Source organism: Kitasatospora sp. NPDC001095, from assembly GCF_053598615.1.
The window spans coordinates 310,627-330,731 of the sequence record NZ_JBSFKQ010000002.1 but is presented as its reverse complement, the minus strand read 5'-3'; the positions used below and the strand labels follow the sequence as shown (position 1 = coordinate 330,731).

Below are 20,105 nucleotides of genomic sequence, written 5' to 3'. Positions count from 1 at the left end.
ACCACCCAGCACCACCCGCTACTCCCGGGAGACGCACGGCCCATGAGCACCACCAGCCCCAGCCCCGCCTCTCCCGGAGCCGACGGCGGTGGCGACCTGCCCTACCGGCTGGTCGCCACCGACCTCGACGGCACCCTGCTCACCAGCGGGGAGACCGTCTCCGAGCGCACCCGCGCCGCCCTGGCCGCGGCCACCGGCGCGGGCGCGCTGCACATCATCGTCACCGGGCGCTCGGCGGTCTGGGCCCGCCCGGTCTTCGACGAGATCGGCTACACCGGGATAGCGGTCTGCGGCCAGGGCGCCCAGGTGTACGACGCCGGCGCGCACAAGCTGCTCACCTCGCTCACCCTGGACCGGCGGCTCGCCGCGGTGGCGATCGAGAAGATCGAGGCCGAGACCGGCCCGCTGGCCATCGCCGCCAACCAGGACGGCCTCGACGGCCAGGTGCTGGCCGGCCCCGGCTACGAACTGCTGATCGGCTCCGACCTGCCGGTCGTCCGGGTCGAGCGCGGCGGGCTGCTCGACGCCCCGCTCAGCAAGCTGTACATCCAGCACCACGCCCTGACCGACGACGCCCTCGCCGAGGCCGCCCGCCGCGCCGCCGGCGACCTGGTCGGCGTGGTGATGGCCGGCGCCGGCGTGGTCGAACTGCTCCCGCTCGGCCTGTCCAAGGCCACCGGCCTGGCCGTCGCCGCCCGCCGCCTGGGCGTCCGCGCCGCCGACACCATCGCCTTCGGCGACATGCCCAACGACGTCCCGATGTTCGGCTGGGCCGCCCACGGCGTCGCCATGGCCAACGCCCACGAGGAACTCCTCGCCGTCGCCGACGCCGTCACCGCCAGCAACGACGAGGACGGCGTCGCCGAGGTCCTGGAGCGCCTCTACCCCCAGTAGTTGACCGGACCGGCAGCCTTGTACGCCGCGTGAGCCGCCTCGCTCGCCCGCGGGTCCAGGCTGCTGTCGGAGCTCAGGTTGATGAACAGCGCCACGGTGTGGACCAGGTACCGGTGCTTCCGGCCGGTCCAGCCGTTCCGCAGGGCCTTCCTGACGTTCTTGTCGCACAGCTCGGAACCGCTTCCGGTGGACGGGCACCAGAAGCCCCAGTCACCGGCGTACGCGTTGGAGAGGGTGTTGTAGGCCGCCTCGGCGGTCCGGGCGTCCATCATCGGCTCGACCATGATGATCACCATCATGCTGTCCTCGGGGTCGTTGTACGTCCCGACGACCTGGTTCACGCAGCCGCCGTTGCGCAGCACGGTCTGGACGTTGTCGCTCATGCCGGACGTCACGCAACTCTGCGGCGAGCGGCTGGTCTTTCGGTAGCGCACCCCGTCGGAGTCGGTGAACGCCTCGGGGAGCAGACCGGCGGGGGTCAGCGGGGTGCGGTCGGTCCGGGCGTCGTCGAGCGAGGCGGGGTCGAAGACGGGGGTGCTGGGCCGGTAGGTGGGTGTGTAGGTGCGCGTGGGCGTGTACGTCGGCGTGTAGGCGGGTGCGGGCGTGTACGTGGGTCCGGAGTCCGCCGTCGCGGAGCCGGACCTGTTGTGGGCGACCGCCAGCACGGTCGCCAGGATGACCGCCGCGACGACCGCGGCGACGCCGATGCCGGCGGCGTACGGCGTCCTGGTCGGCGGCGGCGCGCCCGGGCTCGCGCCCGGGGCTCTCACCGTACGGACGGCGGCGGACGGAGCCGACGGGGCCGAGGAGATGGACGGGACGGACGGAGCCGACGGGGCCGAGGAGATGGACGGGACGGACGGAGCCGCCGGGGTGGTGGAGGCGGTGGCGGCGGCCGCCGTGAGGTGCTCCGCCCAGAGCGCCGGGGCGGGCCGGCGGGCGGGGTCCGGGTCGAGTCCGGCCCGGGCGAGCTCGCCGAGGGCGGGGCTGAGCGCGGTCAGCGCGGCCGGGTCGACGGCGCTCTGGTCGCGCGCGAAGAGCCGTACGGCGAGCAGCGCCAGCTTGTGGGCGTCGCCCGCCGCCGTCCCGCGCTCCTCGCCGTGCGGGAGCTGCCAGTCCGGGGTCTCGACCTGGGGCAGGACGGTGGCGCCGCGCAGCCGCACGGCGTCGCAGTCGATGAGGAAGCAGGCGGGCCGGCCGCCGTCGGCTCCGGTGGCGAAGAGCAGGTTCTTCGGGGACAGGTCGCCGACCGCGATGCCGAGGCCGTGCAGCCGGGACAGGGTGGTGGCGAGGTCGGCGAGCAGTCTCAGGCGGTCGCGGTCGCTGACGGTGAGGCCGACCCGGGCGACGTAGTCGTCGTCGTTGAGCAGGAACTCCAGGGTGGCCGGCCGTCTGGTGGGCGCGGTGGCACCGCCGAGGGCCTGCAGGTCGAAGTGGAAGCGTTCGGGGGCGGCCCCCATCAGGAAGCCGCAGGTGCGGCCCCGCTGCCGGACCAGGGCGGTGGGCCAGGCGGCCCTGTCGAGGAGCCAGCGGGCCTCGGCCGGGTCGAGTTCGGCGAGCAGGGCCACCATCGCGGCCAGCGCGTCGGCGTCGAGCCCGGGGAGGGTCTCAGGGCGGTACTCCTTGTAGGCGACGGCGTGGCCGTCGGCCCGGTCGGCCACCTCGTGGACGGTGCCCTGGCCGCCCTGCCCGAGGCGGCGGACCAGGACCAGGTCGTCGTGGTCGACGGTCCTGACGGATCGGTCGTCCGTCATCGCCCCTCCCCGGCGGCGTGCGGCCAGACGACCAGGAGGGTCCGGTCGTCGTCGAAGGTCTCGCGGGAGAAGTCGAGCAGGTGGGCGAGCCAGAGCGGGGCGGGCGGCTCGGCGAGGGCGTCCGCGAACAGGGCGCCGACCCGGCCGTCCCCGTCGCCCAGCGGGTCGCCGAAGCCGTCGGTGCCGATCAGCAGGGCGAGTTGCGGGGTGAGCCGGACCCTGGTGCGCTCGATCGGGTCGGGCACGGTGGGCAGCGGGGCCACCTCGGTGCCGATCAGCGGGGTGTCGCCGGCGGACTTCGGGTCGAAGAGCGGGTGGTAGCGGCCGTGCGGGAGGTCGAGCAGCCAGGCGCCGGAGTCGCCGATCCGGCAGAGCTCGACGACGGGGCCGGCCGGGTCGGGGCGGACCACGCCGGTGACCAGGGTGGTCGCGTACAGCCGGGAGACCTCGGCCGGGTCCGGTTCCCCGCCGCCCAGCCGCCAGCGGGCGACCTGCCGGAGCCGTCGGGCGGCGTGCCGGGCGACGTCAGGGAAGTCCACCGGGCCCGGGCTCGCGGAGAGCAGGTGGAGCGTGCGGGCGAGGGCGGCCCTGCAGGCCTCGATGGCGCCGAGTTCGGCGGTGGTCGCGGCCGAGACGCCGTCGGCGACGGCGAAGGCGACCGCGCCGGTGGGCTGGTGCAGGGCGGCGCGCGCGGCGTCCTGGCGCGGACGGCCGTAGTAGCGGTGCTTGGCGCCGCGGACGGAGGCGAAGCGCACGGCCAGCGCTTCGGTGGACCAGCCGTCGCACTCGGTGTCGGGGAAGTCGTAGGCGGGCTGGCGCGGCGGCCTCGGTTCGAACTCGATCCCGGGCGTGCCCACGGCGATCCGCTCCCAGGGGACGGCGGCGGCCGGGCCGGGCCCCTGCTCCGGGCCGGGCGCCCGCTCCGGGCCGGGACCGCGCCGGGTCACTGCCCGACCTCGTCGATGGCGAGGACGAACTGGTCGGGCCGGTTGACCACGAGGTGGGGGTTGGCGGAGCCCAGGGCCTGGCCGGAGGCGACCAGGCTGGTGGTGAGCGCGTGGAAGAACTCGCCGATGGCCCGGCCGAGGTCGATGCCGGACCGGGCCACGAAGGCGAACTCCGGGCGGGTCGCCACCGCGAGCATGGTCCTGGGCTCGGCCTCGCCGATGCCGCAGGCGATGATGTTGGGGGCGGTCGGGGTCCGCTGCCGGTCGGTGAGGAGGGCGTGCGCGTCCCGCCACTCCTCGCCGTCGGTCGGCTGGCCGTCGCTGAGCAGGAACACCACCGGGCGGTGCACCTTGTACCCCTGGCCGCGCAGCCACCGGACGTCCTCGGGGATGCGGTCCAGCAGGTCCTCGAAGACCGCCCGGTAGACGGTCAGTCCGCGGATGACCACCTGGGGCAGCCTGGTCTCGGTCCGCATGTCGGTCACCGCGAGGCGGATCCGCACGTCGTCGGAGAAGCCGAGGACGGCCAGCCGCAGTTTCGCGGCGATCATCGGCTCGGCCCGCAGCCCCTCGCACAACGAGACCAGGCCGCCGGAGAGTTCGGCCAGGTACGGTTCCATCGAGGCCGACTCGTCGGCCAGTACGTAGGCGGGCAGCAGGACACCCTTGGTCTCGGCCACCGCACTCCCCCTTCTTGTCGGGTGGACCTCTTCCTTGCGCGGCCGGCCGACTTCCCGCGTCGACCGGCCGACGGAGCGGCTACGGGAGCAGCGAGCGGACCGCCTCGTCCAGGCTCTGGATCTCGGCGGCCACCGCCGTGGTGGCGACGACGCCGGCCCTGGCCCGGGCGAGGAAGCGCAGCACCTGGTCCCAGCGCCGGGCCGGGGAGGCGACCTCGGCCTCGAGGTCCTCGGCGGCCTGCGCCTGGCTGCTGTCCGGTTCGCCGTCCTGGCGCAGCCGGTCGGCGAGCGCGAGCACCCGCCGGGCGAGCGCCTCCTCGTCGACCTCCCCCGCACCGGAGTTGACCGTGACCGAGGAGTTCCGGCCCGCCGCCACGGGCGAGTCGGTGAAGTGGACGGTGGCGTGGCCGCTGATGTGGAACCCGCCGGAGGTGTTCCGGTCCTCGCTCATGACTTGGCCTTCCCTCCTTCGGGACCGCGGGGCGTGAACATGGCACGCACCCGGCTGCCCGCCCCGGCCGCGACCGGGGAGTTGACGAAGCTGATCCTGGCGTTGCCGGAGGTGAAGATGCCCCCGTTGTAGATGACGCTCTGGCGTTCGCGCAGTTCGGAGATGTCGACCTGGTGGTCCTCCAGGAAGTCGATCAGGGCGTCCAGGATCCGCCGCTCGACGACCTTGGTGTACATCTGGTGGTCGATCTGCTGGTAGTAGCGGTGGAACCTCGAGTCGGCCGCCAGCTGCCGGATGCTGGTCATGGAGCCGTAGTTGAAGGCGCTGTGCCGGATCTGGCGCAGCTGGTCGCCGTCCGTGAGCCGGGCCCGGAAGGCCGCGAAGGGCAGGGCCAGCACGTAGCCGGTGCCGCGCACCAGCCTGCCGGGCATGCTGGTGAGGGACGTCCGGGCCAGGGCGGTCAGTTGGCGCCAGGTCGGCCGGTCGAGCAGGTGGTCGACCAGGTGGTAGGCCGCCTTGACCGGGGGGAGCATCGAGGAGGCGCCCTCGACGAAGAGCAGGTCCTTGGCGGGGCTGAGGCCGAACCGGACGGTGCTGGTGGTCACCACCTCGCTGCCCCAGCCGGACACCGTCGTGACCAGGTAGGGCCGGGCCCGGGCGGCGCCGTCCTCCCGCAGCCGGTCGACGAGGGCGGCGGGCAGCTCCGGGGCCGGCCGCTTGGTCGGCCAGGGGAGCAGGAAGCCGCGGACGGCCGGGTCCAGGCCCAGCGACAGGTCGGCGCCGCTGACGAAGATCCGCTCGCGGACCTCGACCCCGGGCAGTCCGAGCGACTCCACCGCCCTGGTGATCTCGGCGGTCAGCTCGGCGATGGAGAACGGCAGGACGCGGTCGGCGTGCTCACCGGGCCGGTCCACCGGGATGGTGAAGTTCCAGGTGTTGAGCAGCCGGCCGTACCCGAGGAAGGGCTCGAAGCCGGAGAAGATCGTGACGTTGCCCTTGTGGTCCAGTCCGGCCAGTTCGCGCAGCTGCGCCTCCTCCTTGGGCCTGGCGGCGACCGGCGCCTGCGCGGGGTCGAACGCGGCGCGGCTCAGCCTGGGCCTGATCACGCCGAAGTAGGCGGTGAGCTGCTCGATGAGCACGACGGCCCAGGCCACCACCAGGAGCGGGACCAGGACGACCGGCAGGTCGAACGGGAGCAGCGAGGGGTCCGGCTGGGGGACGGCGTAGCCGCCGGGGTAGCCGGGGACGGGGGCGGGCGCGTCCGTCCGCTCGAAGGGGCGGAGGAAGAACGAGGCGACGATGCAGGCCGCGATCAGGGTGAGCAGCACCTTGGTGGTGGTGTGCCGGGTACGGGCGGCGACGGCGTAGCGCAGCACGCAGGCCAGGTCGACGTCGGGCGAGGAGGCGACGGCCCGGCGCGGCTCGTCGAGGACGGTGGCGATCGCACGGTGGGCGAGGACGCTGTCCATCTGCACGGCCGCGCACAGGTAGCGCGTGGCGTCCGAGGCGCGCGGCGGCGGTCCCGGCCGGGGCGCCGGGCCGCCCGGGCCGAGGGTCGGCGTACGGCCGCCGGCGGCACCGGCGGGGGTCGGGTGAGAGGCCGGGCGGGCCTGGGTGGGGGTCGGGTGAGAGGCGGGGCGGGCCTGGGCAGGTGCCGGTGCGGGGCTCTTCCAGGTGCCGGTGGGGGCCCGGTGGAAGGCCGTGGCCGGGTCGGGGTCCGCGCGGCACCCCGCGCAGGGCACTCCCGGAGGGTTCACCAGCCCGCAGGTCGGACAGGTCCACGTGTCGAAGGTGCTCATGATCGACCACCCTTCGGTGAGGGTTCGTGTGACGTAACTACCCGTTCCACGACGAAACCTGACCTGACATCAGGTGGCGAATCCACTGGCGCGCCGGATCCGGTCCGCCAGGGCGCGCGACCGGCGCGCTCCGCGGCGCCCGGCTCGGCCCCGGCTCGACCCGACTCGGCCCGACTCGGCGCCCGGCACGGCTCCGGGGAGTTGTAGGATGACCGGGCAAGCGGTTGTAGGATGACCGACGACCGATGGTGGCGAAACGCGGTGGAAGGGAGGTCCGGCATGAGCGGCGGTCTGCAGGCGGCCGGGCGGCGTTCCCTGGTGGACACCGCGATCGAGCAGCTGCGGGAGCAGCTCGCGGGTGGGACGTGGCCGGTCGGGTCGCGGATCCCCACCGAGCACGAGCTGGCCGAGCAGCTGGGCGTCGGACGGAACACCGTCCGGGAGGCGATCCGGGTGCTGGTGCACGCCGGGATGCTGGTCTCCCGACAGGGCGAGGGCACGTTCGTCCGCTCCACCAGCGATCCGGCGTCCGTGCTGCGCGGCGTCCAGCGCTCCGGCATCCGGGACGTCCTGGAGGTCCGTGCGGCGCTGGAGACCGAGGGCGCCCGGCTGGCCGCCCTGCGGCACACCCCCGAGGACGTCCGGCGGATGCGCGCGGCCCTGGCCCGTGAGGCCGAGGTGTTCGCGAAGCACCCCGAGCGGGCGAGCCGCGAGGCGACCGTCGAGCACGACCTGGAGTTCCACACCGCCGTCGTCGAGGCCGCGCACAACCCCGCGCTGGCCGAGGTGTACCGCTACTTCGGTGCCTCCGTCCGCGAGGCGATGACCTCCGCCTTCGGCGACCACGACATGCCCGAGGCGGTCGTGGCGACCCACGAGGCCCTGGTCGACGCGATCGAGAGCGGTGACCCGGACCGGGCCGAGGCGGCGTGTCGTGCGCTGCTCGCCGGCCCGACCGCGGCCGTCGAGCAGCTGCTCGCGGCCATCGCGGCCCGGAAGTAGGACGGCGCGAGCCTCCCCTTCCACCGTCCGCTTCCACGCACATCCACGAAAGAACAGCACATCCATGGCCGTCACCCGTGCCCAGCAGCCGGTTGTCACCACTCCCGCCCCGGTCCCCGTCCGCGCCCGGCTGGCCCATCCGCTCCTGCTGCTGACCGGCATCGTGCTGGTCGCGCTGAACATGCGCGCCTGCCTGGCGGCGGTCTCCCCGATGGTCGGCGAGATCCGGCAGACCTTCGGCCTGTCCGCCACCGTGGGCGGGCTGATCACCACCGTCCCGGTGCTCTTCCAGGGCGTCGGCGCCCCGCTCACCCCCCGGCTGACCCGCCGCTTCGGCGCCGAGCGGGTGGTGCTCGGCGCGGTGCTGGTGCTCGGCGCGGGCGTGCTGCTGCGGGTGCTGCCCTCGGTGGCGGCCCTGTACGCGGGCTGCGTGGTCATCGGCGTGGCCATCGCGGTGCTGAACGTGTCGATGCCCGGCCTGGTCAAGCGCGAGTTCCCGGACCGCGCGGCCGCCATGACCGGCGTCTACTCGACCACCATGCTGGTCGGCGCCACGATCGCGGCCGGCACCTCCGTCCCGCTGGAGCACGCGCTCGGCGGCGGCTGGCGGGCCTCGCTCGGCGCCTGGTCGCTGCTCGCGCTGATCGCGGCGGTGGCCTGGCTGCCGCAGGTGCTGCGCGCCCGCCAGGAGCGGCAGCGGGAGCAGCAGGGGACGCCGGCCGCGGCCAGCGCGGCGGCCAAGCCGATCGAGGGCATCTGGAAGTCCCCGCTGGCCTGGCAGATCAGCCTCTTCATGGGCATCTCGTCGCTGCTGGTGTACACCCTGGTCGCCTGGATGCCGACCATCCTGGCCGAGCACGGCATGGACCGCGGGCAGGCCGGTCTGGTCTTCGCCTTCTCCAACCTGGTGCAGGTGGCGGGCGCCTTCCTGGTGCCGCTGATGGCCGGCCGGATGACCAGCCAGCGCGCGCTGGCGGCGGCCATGGTCGCCCTGAACGGGACGGGCATCGCCCTGCTGCTGGTCGCGCCGGTGTCCGCGGCGTGGGTGTCGGCGACCATCCTGGGTGTGGCCCAGGGCGGTTCGCTGGGCCTGGGCCTGGCGTTCATCGTGCTGCGCACCCGCACCGCGGCGGGTGCCGCCCAGCTGAGCGGGATGTCGCAGGCGATCGGGTACCTGGTCGCGGCGGCCGGCCCGGTCGGCGCGGGCGCGCTGCGCCAGCTGACCGGCGGCTGGGAGACCCCGCTGGTGCTGATGCTGGTGCTGGTCGTGGTGGTCGGCGCGGCCGGCTGGGGCGCGGGCCGCAACCGGACGCTCTGAACCTCCGAGCGGTACGTCAGTGGGCCCCGGACACCTGAGGGTGTCCGGGGCCCACTGACGTACCGGGCGCCCGGTAGCGGGCGCGCCGCACCGAGTTCAGCGCCCGACCGGGTTCAGCGCCCCACCGGGCTCACTCCTCGCCGGCGAGCGTCATCCCGGCCAGCTTCACCGAGGCGAACACCGTCGCCGCGACGGTGACCACCAGCAGCAGCGGTACGGCCGCGCCGAGCGAGACGTCGGAACTGATCGCGTTCTGTCCGGCGACCGCCTCGGCCACCGAGCGGCCCCACTGCTGGACGCTCAGCGTCCGGGCGCCCTCGACGAAGTTCCCGATCGTCGACTCCCAGATCAGGGCGTACGCCAGCCCGGCCACCACGGCGTGCCGGGTGACCACGCCGAGCAGCAGGAACACCGCGCTGTACACGGCCCCGGCGACCAGCACCGCCACGGTGTAGCCGAGCGCCACGCCGTCCTGGGTGCCGACCAGCAGCAGCCCGGCCAGCAGCGTCGGGACGACCGAGAACAGCCAGGTGACGCCGATCGCGACGACCAGTTTGGTGGTGACGATCCGCCACCGGGGCAGCGGCTTGGCGAGCAGGTAGACGATCGAGCCGTCGTCGATCTCGTTGGCGATCACCCCGGTGCCGACCACCAGCCCGAGGATCGGGACCAGGGTGCCGAGGCCGAGGGCGCCGATGATGTTGTCGGCCGTGTCGTGCGGGTCGGCGCTGGAGACGCTCGCGACGGCCGAGACGACCAGCAGCAGGGCGGGGACCACCAGCAGCAGCAGGCCGCGGCGACGGCCCAGCAGCCCGCGCAGGGTCAGCCTGGCGACGGTGGGGTTCATGGTCGGTCGGCCCCTTCCTGGGCAACAACGGTCCTGGCGGCGGCGCTCACGCGGAGACCAGGTAGGAGAAGACGCTCTCCAGCGATTCGTCCGCCGGGGAGACGGTGTACAGCCGGATGCCGGCCTCCCGGGCGACCCTGGGCAGCAGGGTGGTGAAGCCCTGGAAGTTGACCGCTTCGATCCGCAGCGCCCGCTCCCGCTCGTCCACCTCGATGCCGGTGGTGGAGCCGTCGGCGATCAGCGCGGCGGCGAGCCGGCGGTCGTCGCTGGAGCGGACCAGGTAGCGGTGCGGCCGGTCGGTCATCAGCCGGCGGATCTTGCGGAAGTCGCCCGAGGCGGCGTGCCGTCCGGCGACCACCACCTCGATGTGCCGGGCCAGCTGCTCGACCTCCTCCAGGATGTGGGAGGAGAACAGCACCGTCCGGCCGTCCGCGCCGAAGCGGCGCAGCAGGTCCATCAGCTGGAGCCGCTGGCGCGGGTCCATGCCGTTGAAGGGCTCGTCGAGCAGCAGCACGGAGGGGTCGTGGACCAGGGCGGAGGCCATCTTGACCCGCTGCTTCATGCCCTTGGAGTAGGTGCCGGTGCGGCGGTCCTTGGCGTAGTCCATCTCCACCAGGTCCAGTGCCCGGCGGGCGGCGGCGCCCGGCTGGGGCAGGCCGTGCAGTTCGGCGTTGGCGAGGACGAACTCCCAGCCGGTCAGGTAGTCGTACATCGACTCCCGCTCGGGCACCAGGCCGATCTGCCGGTACACCCGCTGGTTGCGCCAGATCGGCGCGCCGTCCAGGGTGACGGAGCCGCTGGAGGGGGCCAGGAAGCCGCTCATCATGTGGATGAGCGTGGACTTGCCCGCCCCGTTGGGCCCGAGCAGGCCGGTGATGCCGGGGCCGATGGCCATGGTGATGTCGTTGACCGCGACCACGTTCCCGAACCAGCGGGAGACCTTGTCGATGCTGATGGTGGCCATGCCGCCCTCTCAGACGTTCCGATAGCGGCGCAGCAGCAGCCGGTACGAGCCGACCACCATGGCCGCCGCGACGAGCGCGAACACCGCCAGACCGAGGCCGCCCGGCGCGTGTCGGCGGTCGAGTCCGTCGCCGAGCCCGAACAGCTCGTTGACCAGGGACTCCACCAGGTCGGTGGGCGAGATCAGGGACACCCACTGCGCGGCGTCGGAGTCGGTCGTGCCGGTGTGGCTGATCCCGACCACGGCGGCGCCCAGCGCGGCGCTGACCGTCAGGTAGCCCATGATGGCGGCCACCCCGAAGCCCCGGCGCGGGGTCGCGGCCGCGATCACCACGGCCACCGAGGTCGGCACCAGGGCGTACAGCAGGGCCGCGGTCAGGCCGGACAGGAAGTGCCCGGTGTTGTGCGCGAAGTCCATCCCGCCGAGCAGCGCGCCGACGTACAGCACCAGCAGCGGGGCCGCCATGAGCAGCAGTTGGGCGCAGACCATGGCGCCGAACTTGGCCCGGACGTAGTCGGTGCGGGTGATCGGGCGGGAGAAGTAGAGCGGGACGGTCTGGTAGCGCAGGTCCCGGGAGAACAGCACCGGCGCCTGGGAGGCGAGGAAGACCGAGACCACCAGGCTGAGCATGGAGAGGTAGCCCGCGTAGTCGACCGGCAGTTCGTCGCGCTTCATCACGACCGACAGCGCCACCGTGATCAGCGCGGGCACGGTGATCACGCCCAGCACCAGCATCGGCAGCACCTTGGACTTGCCGGAGCGGCCGAGGCCGTACGCGGCGCGCAGGCTCTGGGTGAAGAGCGCGCGGGTGGCGTAGGAGCGGCCGAGCCGGGGGCCGGTGTAGCCGCGGTAGCCGATGTCGTGGATGACGCCGGTGTCGGTGGACCTGGCCTCAGGAGGCAGCGACATCGTCCGTTCCTCCCTTGCTCTGCTCGATGTGCTCGTTCCGCTCGGCGCCCCGGGAGTCGGTGAAGAGCTCGGCGACCCGGTGCCGGCGCTCCTCCAACCTGACCAGGCCGAGGCCCAGTTCGGCGACGGCGTCGCGGATGGTGTCGTACGTCGACTCGTCGGCCAGCCGGACGAGCAGCTGGTGCGAGCCCGCGGACTGGACGGACAGGCCCGCCGCGGCGAGCCGCTCGCGGACCGCCGGGCCCGGCTCCCGCCGGTGGTCCTGCGGGAAGTCGCCGACCTCGACCGCGAGGACGGCCGTCGCCCCGGTGAAGGAGGCGGTGGAGGAGGAGCGCAGCAGCTTGCCGCCGTCGATCACGACCAGGTGGTCGCAGGTCCGCTCCAGCTCGCCGAGCAAGTGGGTGGTGACCAGCACCGAGATGCCGAAGTCGGTGTGCACCCGGCGGATCAGCGCCAGCATCTCGTCCCGGCCGGCCGGGTCGAGGCCGTTGGTCGGCTCGTCCAGCAGCACCAGCTTCGGGTCGTGCACCAGCGCCTGGGCGAGCTTGACCCGCTGCTTCATGCCGGTCGAGTAGCCGCCCATCGGGCGGTACCTCTCCTCGTACAGCCCGACGTGCCGCAGGGTGTCCGCGGTGCGCTCACGGGCTGCGGTGGCGGGCAGGCCGGCCATCCGGGCCATGTGCACCACGAACTCGGTCGCGGAGACGTCCGGTGGCAGGCAGTCGTGCTCGGGCATGTAGCCGACCTGGGCGCGGATCTCGGGTCCCCGGGTGGCGACGTCCAGGCCGAGGACCTCGCCCCGGCCGGAGGTCGCAGGGGCGAGCCCGAGCAGGATCTTGATCAGAGTGGACTTGCCCGCGCCGTTGGCCCCGACCAGCCCGACCACCCCCGGCCGCACCTCGACGGTGAGCTGATCGAGGGCGGTGACGCGGGGGAACCTCTTGGTGAGGCCGTCCGTCGTGATGACAGCTGTGGACACGGACACAACGTAACCGTCTTGTGCGGTACGGGTCATGAGCTGGAATGACGAGGCCGTCTGCTGCTGCGGTATGACGACGGGCCCCCTCTCCCCTAGGGGTTCGGCAAAGGCGGAACCGCCTGTACCCTTTGTCGAACTCTTGACGTACTTGCCGAGTTCATTGCCGACGGGGGTGCCGGAACAGCGTGCCGGCACGGAGGGGAAGCGATCGACATGTCTGATCGGGCGACCGCGTTCGACCGGATGATGAACCCTTGGGCCTACGACGCCGACGGGAACCTGACCGCCCAGGCCCGTGCCCAGGAGACGGCCCGCACCCAGCTCAACTCGGCCGCGGCGGCGGGCGGAGGAGGAGGCGGGGGCGGAGGCTTCAGCGCCGACCCCGACGCGCTCGCCACCGCCGGGAACAACTCCGACCAGATCCACGCCCGCCTCAACACCGACGGCCGGGGCGCCGACGAGGCCACCGCCAAGGTCTCCACCTCACTCGCCAACTGGAGCACCGGACAGGCCGCGGCGGGCGCCGCCGGCACCTGGGACCAGTGCGTCGCCGCGCTCGGCGGCACCATCGGACAGACCACCCAGGCGCTGCGCGCCACCGCCAGCAACTACCGCCAGAACGAGTCGGCCACCCAGGCCGGCTTCACCGGCTGAGAGGAGTACCGCCATGGTCGACTTCCACGAACTCAACACCGCCGACTTCGGCGTGCTGGACTCCGCCGCCTCCGCCTGGACCACCGTGGCCGTGAAGCTCCAGTCACTGGACAGCGACTGGGACAGCACGGTGATAGCCAAGGTCAATTCCGCCTGCTGGAGCGGCCCTTCGGCCGACCAGGCCCGCCCCGGCCTGCAGCGCACCAACGAGCAGCTGACCGCCGCCGTCACCGAGGCGAACGCCTTCGCCTCGATCTTCACGGAGGCGTCGACCGAGTTCAAGGCCGCCAAGGCCAAGCTGGACAAGGCCGTCACGGCCGCCCGGACGGCCGGCCTGACCGTCACCGACAACGGCACCGTGAGCTGGCCCCCGGCCGACAACGCCACCCGCCACGACTACGAGGCCATGCGGGACTACCAGCGGGAATGGGGCGACAAGGCCGAAGCCGCCCGCAAGGAGATCGACGCCGCCGTCGCCGAGGCCACCGCCGCCGACGAGCGGATCGCCTACGCGCTGCGCGCCGACAGCATGACCGACCAGCAGAAGTCCTTCAACGGCAAGGCCATCGGCGGTGGCCCCGAGGCGGACGGCAAGCGCGCCGCCCAGCTCGCTGCCCGGGGCGGGGACATCACCGAGCCCGAACTCACCGAGCTGAACTCGCTGTTGGCCTCGCATGGCAACGACCCGAAGTTCGCCACCAAGTTCTACCAGGACCTCGGCCCGGACGGCCTGATCAAGTCCTGGAACGGCATGGTCGGCGACCCGGCGCACCCCTGGGACGCCAAGGACCCGCGCTGGAAGGCCTACGAGCAGCTCCAGAAGAACCTCGGGCTCAGCCTGGCCACCGCCACCCGCACCACCAACGAGCCGCACCTGTCCGACGAGTGGGCCGCCGCCCTGCGCAAGGCCGGCTCCCAGCCGGTCTGGGACAAGCCGTACCGGGCCTCCGGCCTGGACTACGTGCCGTACGGCTACCAGGTGCTCTCCGGCATCCTGATGAACGGGAACTACGACGCCCACTTCATCAACCCGATCGCCGAGCACGTCACCCAGCTGGACACCCAGGACCGGTACTGGCCGGCCCCGATGCCCGGTTCCAAGATCCACGGCTTCAACCTGACCGGCGGCGACGAGGCCGGCTCCGGCTTCCGCCCCACCACGGCCGTCCTGGAGGCGCTCGCGCACAGCCCGGAGGCGGCCACCAAGTTCTTCACCGAGCAGCCGACCGCGTACAACCAGGACGGCACGGTGAACCAGGGCGGCAAGCCCAAGCCCGCCGACTACTTCACCTACTACTCCCACGACAAGGACTGGATCCCGGACACCACCTCGCGGGACTCCAAGGTGTGGGACGCGAGCAAGCAGGCCGGCCCGGCCGCCTTCGGCCGCGCCCTGGAGGCCGCCACCACCGGCCACCCGTACGACGAGCCGGGCCCGGTCCCGCCGGCCAAGCACACCTCCGAGCAGGCCGACCTGATGAACCGGGTCGTGGACACCTTCGGCCGGCACGGCGGCGACGGCGCGCTGGACGACATCAAGGGCGACGGCAAGCTCGCCGCGATGCGCGGCAGCCTCGGGCACATGACCGCCGAGTACATCGGGGACGTGCAGAACTCGCTCTCCCACGGGCACGACCTGCCGGTCAACGGCTCCCCGGCCACCCTCAACGCCTCGTCCGTGGCCGGCCTGCTCGACGCCCTCGGGCGCGACCCGGACGCCTACGGCGCGGTGGCGAACGCCAACCAGGCGTACACCACCGCGCTCATCCGCGGCCACCTGGACAGCGGGGAGACCGACTTCGCCCGGCTGGAGTCGGACATCAAGCACAACGCGGAGTCCGGCGGCGTCGTCAGCGGCTACCTCAACCAGGCCCGGATCGACGAGGTGCAGAACCAGCACGCCGTCTCCGACAAGGAGTTCAACGACGCGCTGGAGAAGAACGTCGGCTACGGCAAGGACGCCTTCAACGCCGTCATCGGCACCGTGACCGAAAAGATCCCGCTCGGCGGCGAGATCGCCGGCGCACTGGTCGACGAGATCGCCGACAGCGTGATCGAGGCCAACAAGCACGACACCACCGAGGACGGCCGCCAGGAGAGCCGCGACCACACCGCCGACGCCGAGGGCCGGGTGGCCAAGGGGGCCGACCAGGCGGTCCGGGACGCCGGCGACGGCACCGGGATCTCCCGCCAGGACCTCGACCGGCTCGCCAACAGCGCCCGGGACAGCGCGCTCCAGGGCATGGCGCGCGGGACGGCGAACAACAGCAGCACCAACGCGAAGGGCGACGCGTGAGCAGGCTCCCTGGCCGGTGGGCCGGGCGCCTGCACGATCCGCTGCTGCTGCCCGCCGTGCTGGTCGTGGCGGTGGCGGCCGCCGGCTTCGTCGGCTACCGGGACTGGCAGGGCCACCGCCCGGCCGAGTCCGCCGGCCGGTCGGCCCAGCTCTGCCACCTGCCCACCGGCCCCGACACCCCGCTCGGGCGGCTGCTGCCGGACGGCGACCAGGACTCCGAGGAGCGGACGAAGTCCGTCGTCGGCGACGACCCGCGGACCTGCGTCATCCGGATCGACGGGCGCACCGTGCTCACCCTGACGTCGGTCGGCCGCCGGGGCGAGCTCGCCCTGGGCACCGAGGCCGCCAAGCGGCCGGACGCGCGCACCTTCGAGGTCGCCGGCCTCGGCGCCTCGTGGCCGGGCGGCGCCGCCGCGGCCGCGGGCTGCCTGACCGGGAAGCACGACCGGTACGACTACTTCGAGCTGGAGATCGTCGCCGGGGAGGCCGTCCGCAACCCCGGCGGCTCCGCCGACGGCGTCCGGGCCGACCTCGAACAGCTCGCCCGGGCCGCGCTGGTGGAGACGAGGAAGGAACAGTGCTCATGAGGCACCCCCGGGCCCTGACCGCCGGCGGGGCCGCGCTGCTGCTCGGCGGCGGCCTGCTCGGCTGGCACCTGTACCTCGACCACACGTCCTACCGGCCTCCGGCCGTCACCCTGTCGCACGGCGAGTGCCGGGGCCTGCTCGACGACCCGGACGTCGCCAGGGTGCTGGGCGGCGCGCCCCGGGTCTACGTGCGGACGGACTACCGGACGGCGGACGAGACCAACCCGGCCTCCGTACGGTGCTCGGTCAACGGCGAGGACGGACGGCTGCTGACCGCCGAAGCGTCGTTCGGCGTCGTGCTGCCCGGCGGCGACAGCGCCGGGGCGGTCGACTTCGAATGCACGCTGGACGGCAAGCGCACGGGCTACCGGGCCGTCGTCACGCTCACCGGCAAGGACGGCAAGGCCGTCGCGGACGGGCCGGGCCGGGAGCGGATGGGCAGGATCGCCGGTGGCTTCGCCGAGCGCGCCGCCGGGAAGCAGCTCGGCTGCGCGGGTGGCGCCGAGCGGCTCCAGGTGATGTGAGCCACCCGGCAGCGCCCCTGGCGCCGCGTCAGCTGTGGGCGCGCGCCCACAGCTCGTGTCAGCTGTGGGCGCGCTCCCACAGCTCGGTGACCTTGCCGGAGGCGTCGAGCGCCACCTTGTAGTCGCCGACGCCCGAGCAGGGGTAGGAGCCCTTGACGTTGGTCGGATCGGCGAGGCACTCGTTGACGTGCTTCACCAGGTCGGCCACGGCGACGTCCTTCGGCGGGGCCAGCACCGAGCTCAGGTGGCCCTTGGCGGTGGGCGCGATCGGGGCGCTCTTGTCCGCGCCCACCGGCTCGAAGACGACGTCGTTCACGCCGCAGGCGTCCTTGGTCTCCTTGTAGACCAGGGTCGTCGCGTTGGTGCCCTTCACCGGGTACACCCACTTCTGCCCGGCGGGCAGCGGCTCGTGGGTGCAGAAGCCCTCCGGCTCGTCGGAGGGCTTCGCGCCCTGCGCGGGCTTTCCCGTCGGGGCGGGCTTGCCGCTCGCCGCCGGGGCGGAGCCGGCGCCGGTCGGGGCCGTGGTGGCCGGGGCGGTGGTCACCGCGGTCGACCCGCCTGCCGCGCCCTGGTCCGAGTTGTCCGGGCCGCAGGCGGCCAGTCCGAACGCCGCGGCGGCGACCAGGGCGGTGGCGAGCAGTTTCCCGGAGCTGGAAGAAGGCATGACGAAGAACCCCCGTTGTGACGCATGATCAGTTGCACCGTGCGGCGGACAGACTAGCGCCCCGGCCCGACACCGCCCCCGACGGCAGCGCTCAGCCCAGCTGGGCCAGCCCCTCGGTGGCGATCCGCTCGAAGACCGCGAGGTCGTTCTCGAAGATCGAGCCGGGGATCGGCCAGTGGATCACCAGCTCGGTGACGCCCAGCTCCCGGTAGGTGCCCGCCCAGTCGACGAAGGCGTCCACCGACTGCAGCGGCTTCTCCGCCGTCGAGCCCTGGAGCAGCACCTTCTCCCCCTCCGACCTCGCCGAACAGGTCCGACTCGGCGTGCTCGGCCTCGACGCCGCTCACGACACGATGCGTCGGCGCAAGGCCGAGGCCGACGCCATCCAGGCCCAGCACGACCACCTGCTCCGGCACGCCCCCGACCTCGCCGCCCAGGTCACCGAGGGCCGCCTGACCCGCGACGCCGCAAGCGCCGCCCTCGGCAAGCGGCTCGAAGAGCAGCGGCTGCGCGCAAGGGTCGAGGAGATCGACGCGATCCGCCGAGCCGACCGCGACCCGGGACCGGCCCTCGCAGGGCTCGCCGACCACGGCGACCTCGACTGGCACCAGGCCCACCAGCGCGCCGAGGACTATCTCACCCAGCGAAATGCCGCCATCAGCCGCGACCAGCAGTACCTGGCCACCATCGCCGACAACTGGACCTCTCTGCGCAACCTCGCCCGCTGCCCCGACAACGCCTATGCCACCGACGTCCTCGACGGACTCGCCCCTGACGCACGCGCCCTCTCCGGCCACCTCATCGTGCTCGAAGCCCCGCACAAGATGGCACACCAGCACAACTGACCCACCCCGGTCGCCGGGGAGCGCCCCGCGGCCGGCGAAGACTGCGGGTGGATCAGAGTTCGCCGGCGAGGATGCCTGCCCTGGCGGCTTCCCACTCGCGGGCGGTGAAGCACAAAGGCGCGCGGTCGGGGTTCTTGGAGTCGCGGACGGCCCGGCCCCCACCGGGCAGGTCGGTGACCTCAAGGCACTCGCCCTCTCCTCCGCTGGCGGAGGACTTGCGCCAGACGGCGCCGGTGAGGTCGTAGGCGTAGAGATCAGCCTTTGGTGCGTTCACGTGCGGTTCCTTCTTCCATGCGTGCGATCAGTGCCAGCGAGTCATCCGGCGGGAGGGCGGCCGCCAGGATCCGCTCGTAGGCTGCGGCGTGGAGCTTCACGCCGGCGGCGTCCTCAACGTAGGACGAGCCCAGGAGGTTCTCCAACTGCACGACATCGGGCAGCGGACCTGGGAAACTGATCAGGTTGAAGCCGCCGATGGTGCCGGGGTGGAGCGTGGCATTCAACGGCATGATCTGGACCGTCACGTTGGGCAGTTCGGCAGCGTCCAGGAGCCGTCGCAACTGCTCGCGCATGATGGCCGGCCTCACCGCGAACCTCTGGTGGAGAACCGCTTCGGGGATGATCGCCCACAGCTCCAGCGGCGGGCGGCCGGTACGGCTGAGAACCGCCTGACGCGCCTGTCGGACCTCAGCCAGGGCAGTGACTTCGTCAGGGGTGCGGGTCATCGCGTTCACCGCGATCGTTTCGCGCGCGTAGGCCGCGGTCTGCAGAAGCCCGGGGACCAGGCCGGGCGAGTAGATCCGGATGCTCTCCGCGTCCGACTCCAGCGAGATGTAGTCCGCGTATGCGGGTGACAGCACTCCGCTGTACGTCTGCCACCAGCCGCGCTTGCCGGCGTCCTTGGCCAAGCTCTCCAGCGCGGTGAACACCTCGGGGTCGCTCACGCCGTAGACCGTCAGCAGGGCGGACAGCTCCGCGGGACGGATCGATTGGGTGGCGTTCTCGATCTTCGACAGCTTCGGGCCCTTCCACCCCATGGCCTCGGCCGCGCCGTCGAGCGTGAGGCCGGCCGTGTTGCGCAGACGCCGCAGGGCTTTGCCCAGCTGGCGGCGTCGGACGGTGGGAACCAGCGGCGAGTTCGGCATAGCCAGAGTGTCGCACTACCCGCGCGCGCAAGACGACCCCTCGCGCCCCCGCGCGACACCAACTTGGGTAGAAATCTTGCGCCCAATCACGGAAAGGTCCATCCTCTTGAGGGCAGGCGCTAACTGGCTGTCAAGTGATGCCAGCTCAGCGTTACTTGTTCCGATGCTGCGCGGACGCAAGCCCGCAGATAGGAGGAGCCATGCTCTCGGCAGCCGACGAGCTGATGCATAGCGAGCACGGGTTCTACGTCCAGAGCCGTGAGTCTGGTGTCACGGTCCACCTGGTCGCCGGCCAGGCGAGCCTGGCGCGGATACGGCGTCTGACGGTCACGGAACTGGTGGCCGCCGGGGTCGCCCTCGGCTTGGCCGAAGACGCGGAACTGCTGGTCAGCGAACTGACCGGGAACGCGGTGCGGTTGTACGGGGACGGGGTTCCACTGGTTGTCGAGGTCGAAGCGGGCGCCGATGGGGTGCGGCTCCGGGTTCACGACCCGGAGCCGGGCGAACTGCCCGGCCGCCCCGCTGGCGGCCTCGTCGACGTGATGGCCGAGAGTGGACGCGGACTCTTCCTCGTCTCCGCGCTCGCCCCGGGCTGGGACGCCATCCTGACACCGGTCGGCAAGCAAATCCGGTGCCTGCTGCCCTACCCGCCGGACGAGCACACTCGCCAGAGCGCCGTGCGCGCGATCTCCACCGCCGCCTGACGCGCGATCCCCCGGACCAGCTCCCGGAACCGGCCACCGACCGCGCGCTACCACCCTGCCCAACGGCATCCCGAAAACTACGACGAGCAGCCCTGACTAGCGTCCCGGGCGGGCGCCGAGTCGGCGCCGCACGCACCCCTTCCGA

General features: G+C 72.9%; 21 protein-coding genes and 1 pseudogene. 9 read left to right on the top strand and 13 right to left on the bottom strand.

Annotated elements, in window-relative coordinates:
- Positions 1-42: 42 nt before the first annotated feature.
- Positions 43-894, top strand: coding sequence for an HAD family hydrolase (locus ACWDBB_RS03385; RefSeq protein WP_449788004.1), 852 nt, complete (start codon positions 43-45; stop codon positions 892-894).
- On the opposite strand, the gene ACWDBB_RS03380 is transcribed toward ACWDBB_RS03385, so the two are convergent.
- The 5 genes from ACWDBB_RS03380 to ACWDBB_RS03360 form a co-directional block, all read right to left on the bottom strand.
- Positions 882-2,648 (bottom strand): hypothetical protein, encoded by a 1,767-nt coding sequence (locus ACWDBB_RS03380; protein WP_449788003.1) that lies wholly within the window; start codon positions 2,646-2,648, stop codon positions 882-884. The two genes, ACWDBB_RS03385 and ACWDBB_RS03380, sit on opposite strands and share 13 nt — an antisense overlap.
- On the bottom strand, positions 2,645-3,595 hold the full coding sequence (locus tag ACWDBB_RS03375; RefSeq protein WP_449788002.1) for a protein phosphatase 2C domain-containing protein: 951 nt from the start codon (positions 3,593-3,595) through the stop codon (positions 2,645-2,647). The genes ACWDBB_RS03380 and ACWDBB_RS03375 overlap by 4 nt, the downstream gene beginning before the upstream one ends.
- Positions 3,592-4,275 carry a vWA domain-containing protein gene (locus ACWDBB_RS03370; protein ID WP_449788001.1) on the bottom strand — a complete coding sequence of 228 codons (684 nt, stop codon included), beginning with the start codon at positions 4,273-4,275 and terminating at the stop codon, positions 3,592-3,594. The genes ACWDBB_RS03375 and ACWDBB_RS03370 overlap by 4 nt, the downstream gene beginning before the upstream one ends.
- Before the next feature lie 79 nt (positions 4,276-4,354).
- The gene (locus tag ACWDBB_RS03365) at positions 4,355-4,726 is read right to left on the bottom strand and encodes a hypothetical protein (protein WP_449788000.1); all 372 of its coding nucleotides are present in this window, start codon (positions 4,724-4,726) and stop codon (positions 4,355-4,357) included.
- Positions 4,723-6,525, bottom strand: coding sequence for a hypothetical protein (locus ACWDBB_RS03360; protein WP_449787999.1), 1,803 nt, complete (start codon positions 6,523-6,525; stop codon positions 4,723-4,725). The genes ACWDBB_RS03365 and ACWDBB_RS03360 overlap by 4 nt, the downstream gene beginning before the upstream one ends.
- Positions 6,526-6,804: 279 nt before the next feature.
- Between ACWDBB_RS03360 and ACWDBB_RS03355 the strand changes: the two genes are divergently transcribed.
- Positions 6,805-7,527, top strand: coding sequence for a FadR/GntR family transcriptional regulator (locus ACWDBB_RS03355; RefSeq protein WP_449787998.1), 723 nt, complete (start codon positions 6,805-6,807; stop codon positions 7,525-7,527).
- A 64-nt stretch (positions 7,528-7,591) separates the two neighbouring features.
- Positions 7,592-8,845, top strand: coding sequence for a CynX/NimT family MFS transporter (locus tag ACWDBB_RS03350; protein WP_449787997.1), 1,254 nt, complete (start codon positions 7,592-7,594; stop codon positions 8,843-8,845).
- Between the two features lie 130 nt (positions 8,846-8,975).
- Here ACWDBB_RS03350 and ACWDBB_RS03345 read toward each other — a convergent pair whose 3' ends face one another.
- From ACWDBB_RS03345 to ACWDBB_RS03330, 4 genes are read right to left on the bottom strand one after another with little or no spacing between them, the layout of a single operon-like run.
- Positions 8,976-9,692 (bottom strand): ABC transporter permease, encoded by a 717-nt coding sequence (locus ACWDBB_RS03345; RefSeq protein WP_449787996.1) that lies wholly within the window; start codon positions 9,690-9,692, stop codon positions 8,976-8,978.
- 46 nt (positions 9,693-9,738) lie between these two features.
- A complete protein-coding gene (locus ACWDBB_RS03340) occupies positions 9,739-10,656 on the bottom strand; it encodes an ABC transporter ATP-binding protein (protein ID WP_449787995.1) in 918 nt (305 codons plus the stop codon).
- 9 nt (positions 10,657-10,665) lie between these two features.
- Positions 10,666-11,565, bottom strand: a complete 900-nt coding sequence (locus ACWDBB_RS03335; protein WP_449787994.1) for an ABC transporter permease — start codon at positions 11,563-11,565, stop codon at positions 10,666-10,668.
- Entirely contained in the window at positions 11,549-12,580 is a 1,032-nt protein-coding gene (locus ACWDBB_RS03330; protein WP_449787993.1) for an ABC transporter ATP-binding protein, read from the bottom strand. Before ACWDBB_RS03330 ends, ACWDBB_RS03335 begins: the two co-directional genes overlap by 17 nt.
- Before the next feature lie 177 nt (positions 12,581-12,757).
- Here ACWDBB_RS03330 and ACWDBB_RS03325 point away from each other — a divergent pair, with 177 nt between their 5' ends.
- The 4 genes from ACWDBB_RS03325 to ACWDBB_RS03310 are packed head-to-tail and all read left to right on the top strand — an operon-like array spanning position 12,758 to position 16,605.
- A complete protein-coding gene (locus tag ACWDBB_RS03325) occupies positions 12,758-13,198 on the top strand; it encodes a hypothetical protein (protein WP_449787992.1) in 441 nt (146 codons plus the stop codon).
- Positions 13,199-13,211: 13 nt separating this feature from the next.
- Positions 13,212-15,494 (top strand): hypothetical protein, encoded by a 2,283-nt coding sequence (locus ACWDBB_RS03320; RefSeq protein ID WP_449787991.1) that lies wholly within the window; start codon positions 13,212-13,214, stop codon positions 15,492-15,494.
- Entirely contained in the window at positions 15,491-16,081 is a 591-nt protein-coding gene (locus tag ACWDBB_RS03315; protein WP_449787990.1) for a hypothetical protein, read from the top strand. The genes ACWDBB_RS03320 and ACWDBB_RS03315 overlap by 4 nt, the downstream gene beginning before the upstream one ends.
- The gene (locus tag ACWDBB_RS03310) at positions 16,078-16,605 is read left to right on the top strand and encodes a hypothetical protein (RefSeq protein ID WP_449787989.1); all 528 of its coding nucleotides are present in this window, start codon (positions 16,078-16,080) and stop codon (positions 16,603-16,605) included. The genes ACWDBB_RS03315 and ACWDBB_RS03310 overlap by 4 nt, the downstream gene beginning before the upstream one ends.
- A gap of 58 nt (positions 16,606-16,663) precedes the next feature.
- On the opposite strand, the gene ACWDBB_RS03305 is transcribed toward ACWDBB_RS03310, so the two are convergent.
- The gene (locus tag ACWDBB_RS03305; RefSeq protein WP_449787988.1) at positions 16,664-17,269 is read right to left on the bottom strand and encodes a hypothetical protein; all 606 of its coding nucleotides are present in this window, start codon (positions 17,267-17,269) and stop codon (positions 16,664-16,666) included.
- 91 nt (positions 17,270-17,360) lie between these two features.
- Positions 17,361-17,564: pseudogene (locus ACWDBB_RS03300) on the bottom strand (LLM class flavin-dependent oxidoreductase); the annotation flags it as partial.
- Between the two features lie 28 nt (positions 17,565-17,592).
- Here ACWDBB_RS03300 and ACWDBB_RS03295 point away from each other — a divergent pair.
- A complete protein-coding gene (locus tag ACWDBB_RS03295; protein WP_449787987.1) occupies positions 17,593-18,114 on the top strand; it encodes a hypothetical protein in 522 nt (173 codons plus the stop codon).
- 52 nt (positions 18,115-18,166) lie between these two features.
- Here ACWDBB_RS03295 and ACWDBB_RS03290 read toward each other — a convergent pair whose 3' ends face one another.
- Together ACWDBB_RS03290 and ACWDBB_RS03285 are read right to left on the bottom strand one after the other, a co-directional pair.
- Positions 18,167-18,388 (bottom strand): DUF397 domain-containing protein, encoded by a 222-nt coding sequence (locus ACWDBB_RS03290; RefSeq protein WP_402414264.1) that lies wholly within the window; start codon positions 18,386-18,388, stop codon positions 18,167-18,169.
- Positions 18,369-19,256: a helix-turn-helix domain-containing protein gene (locus tag ACWDBB_RS03285; protein WP_402414266.1), complete on the bottom strand. Its 888-nt coding sequence runs from the start codon at positions 19,254-19,256 to the stop codon at positions 18,369-18,371. The genes ACWDBB_RS03290 and ACWDBB_RS03285 overlap by 20 nt, the downstream gene beginning before the upstream one ends.
- Positions 19,257-19,456: 200 nt before the next feature.
- Here ACWDBB_RS03285 and ACWDBB_RS03280 point away from each other — a divergent pair, with 200 nt between their 5' ends.
- Entirely contained in the window at positions 19,457-19,960 is a 504-nt protein-coding gene (locus ACWDBB_RS03280; RefSeq protein WP_449787986.1) for an ATP-binding protein, read from the top strand.
- Positions 19,961-20,105: the final 145 nt, after the last annotated feature.

Excerpts from the sequence above, each read along its gene's own strand:
- ACWDBB_RS03305 (WP_449787988.1), bottom strand. The coding sequence starts at position 17,269 with ATGCCTTCTTCCAGCTCCGGGAAACTGCTCGCCACCGCCCTGGTCGCC.
- ACWDBB_RS03385 (WP_449788004.1), top strand. The coding sequence starts at position 43 with ATGAGCACCACCAGCCCCAGCCCCGCCTCTCCCGGAGCCGACGGCGGT.
- ACWDBB_RS03285 (WP_402414266.1), bottom strand. The coding sequence starts at position 19,256 with ATGCCGAACTCGCCGCTGGTTCCCACCGTCCGACGCCGCCAGCTGGGC.
- ACWDBB_RS03325 (WP_449787992.1), top strand. The coding sequence starts at position 12,758 with ATGTCTGATCGGGCGACCGCGTTCGACCGGATGATGAACCCTTGGGCC.
- ACWDBB_RS03335 (WP_449787994.1), bottom strand. The coding sequence starts at position 11,565 with ATGTCGCTGCCTCCTGAGGCCAGGTCCACCGACACCGGCGTCATCCAC.
- ACWDBB_RS03320 (WP_449787991.1), top strand. The coding sequence starts at position 13,212 with ATGGTCGACTTCCACGAACTCAACACCGCCGACTTCGGCGTGCTGGAC.
- ACWDBB_RS03280 (WP_449787986.1), top strand. The coding sequence starts at position 19,457 with ATGCTCTCGGCAGCCGACGAGCTGATGCATAGCGAGCACGGGTTCTAC.
- ACWDBB_RS03330 (WP_449787993.1), bottom strand. The coding sequence starts at position 12,580 with ATGACCCGTACCGCACAAGACGGTTACGTTGTGTCCGTGTCCACAGCT.
- ACWDBB_RS03360 (WP_449787999.1), bottom strand. The coding sequence starts at position 6,525 with ATGAGCACCTTCGACACGTGGACCTGTCCGACCTGCGGGCTGGTGAAC.
- ACWDBB_RS03380 (WP_449788003.1), bottom strand. The coding sequence starts at position 2,648 with ATGACGGACGACCGATCCGTCAGGACCGTCGACCACGACGACCTGGTC.
- ACWDBB_RS03350 (WP_449787997.1), top strand. The coding sequence starts at position 7,592 with ATGGCCGTCACCCGTGCCCAGCAGCCGGTTGTCACCACTCCCGCCCCG.
- ACWDBB_RS03365 (WP_449788000.1), bottom strand. The coding sequence starts at position 4,726 with ATGAGCGAGGACCGGAACACCTCCGGCGGGTTCCACATCAGCGGCCAC.
- ACWDBB_RS03310 (WP_449787989.1), top strand. The coding sequence starts at position 16,078 with ATGAGGCACCCCCGGGCCCTGACCGCCGGCGGGGCCGCGCTGCTGCTC.
- ACWDBB_RS03340 (WP_449787995.1), bottom strand. The coding sequence starts at position 10,656 with ATGGCCACCATCAGCATCGACAAGGTCTCCCGCTGGTTCGGGAACGTG.
- ACWDBB_RS03345 (WP_449787996.1), bottom strand. The coding sequence starts at position 9,692 with ATGAACCCCACCGTCGCCAGGCTGACCCTGCGCGGGCTGCTGGGCCGT.
- ACWDBB_RS03355 (WP_449787998.1), top strand. The coding sequence starts at position 6,805 with ATGAGCGGCGGTCTGCAGGCGGCCGGGCGGCGTTCCCTGGTGGACACC.